General features: G+C 70.1%; 1 protein-coding gene. It reads left to right on the top strand.

Going from position 1 to position 1,437, the window contains the following annotated elements; all coding sequences use genetic code 11:
- Positions 1-42 precede the first annotated feature (42 nt).
- On the top strand, positions 43-1,266 hold the full coding sequence (locus AB0P03_RS40790) for an IS4 family transposase (RefSeq protein WP_363633799.1): 1,224 nt from the start codon (positions 43-45) through the stop codon (positions 1,264-1,266).
- The last annotated feature ends 171 nt before the right edge of the window (positions 1,267-1,437 follow it).

Below are 1,437 nucleotides of genomic sequence, written 5' to 3'. Positions count from 1 at the left end.
CAATGCCGGTGACTTTGTGGTCGGTGTCTCGTTGGTTGTGGTGTGGCGAGGGTGGGGCAGGTCAAGGCGCCTGCGAGTGAGCGGATATCGGACCGGATCGCGATCGGGGTACTGACCCGGGCGTTCCCGCCGGGGCTGGTCGATGAGGTGATCGCCGAGACCGGGCGGGGTGAGAAACGCAGTCGTCTGCTGCCGGCGCGGGTGGTTGTGTACTTCGTGCTGGCGATGTGCCTGTTCTTCGGGCAGGGCTACGAGGAGGTCGCCCGGCTGCTGGGTGAGGGGCTCGGGGACGGGCGGCGGTCGTGGCGGGTGCCCACGACCGCCGCGATCGGCCGGGCCCGCCGACGGCTGGGGGTCGAGCCGTTGAAGGTGCTGTTCGCGCGGGTCTGCCGCCCGCTGGCCGTGCCCGAAACGACGGGCGCCTGGTACCGGCGGTGGCGTGTGGTGGCAGTGGACGGCACCTGCCTGGACCTGGCGGACACCGACGCCAACACCGAGTTCTTCGGCCGGCACGTGTCCGGCCGTGGGGCGAGTGCGTTTCCGCAGGCCAGGGTGGTGGGGCTGGCCGAGTGCGGCACTCATGCGATGTTCGGCGCGGCCATTGGCCCGCTGTCGGTCAGTGAGCAGTCTTTGTCCCGGCGGCTGTTCCCCCTTCTGCGGGAGGGGATGCTGCTGCTGGCCGACCGGGGCTTCTACGGCTTCGAGCTGTGGCAGGCCGCACGGGCGAGCGGCGCGGACCTGCTGTGGCGGGTCCGCACCAACGCCGCCCTGCCCGTGCTGCGGGTCCTTTCCGACGGCTCCTACCTCAGCACTGTCCACGCCGAACCGGACCGAAAGAGCCGCCGCAACCCGGTGACCGTGCGGGTCGTCGAGTACACCCTGACCACGACCGGCGACCAGAGCGTCTACCGGCTGGTCACCACCGTCCTCGACCCCGAAGCGGCACCGGCAGCCGAGCTGGCCGCGCTCTACGTCCAGCGGTGGGAGATCGAGACCACGCTGGACGAGATCAAGACCCACCAGCGCGGCCCCAAACTCGTCCTGCGCTCGAAGTACCCGTGGGGCGTCGAGCAGGAGGTGTACGGACTCCTCCTGGTCCACCACGCCATCCGGCAGCTGATGCACCAGGCCGCCCTCAGCGAGGGCCTGGACCCCGACCGCCTGTCCTTCACCCGCAGCCTGCGGGTCGTACGCCGCCAGGTCCCCGCCCAGGCGGCGCTTTCCCCCCGGCACACTCGCCAGCGCGCTGACCCGCACCCTGGCTGAGATCACCGACCGCCTGCTACCCGAACGCCGCAGGCGGACCTGCCCCCGCGTCATCAAACGCAAGATGTCCAACTGGCCCCTCAAACGCTCCCAACACCGCAACTGGCCGCAACCAGAACCGGCGACAGTCACCATCACCCAGCCAGGAGCAACCTAAAGTCACCGGCATTG

This window comes from Kitasatospora sp. NPDC088779, assembly GCF_040685395.1.
In the GTDB taxonomy this organism is placed as follows: domain Bacteria; phylum Actinomycetota; class Actinomycetes; order Streptomycetales; family Streptomycetaceae; genus Kitasatospora.
Note: the sequence above shows the minus strand (reverse complement) of the source record. Positions and strands in the feature narration are given on the sequence as shown.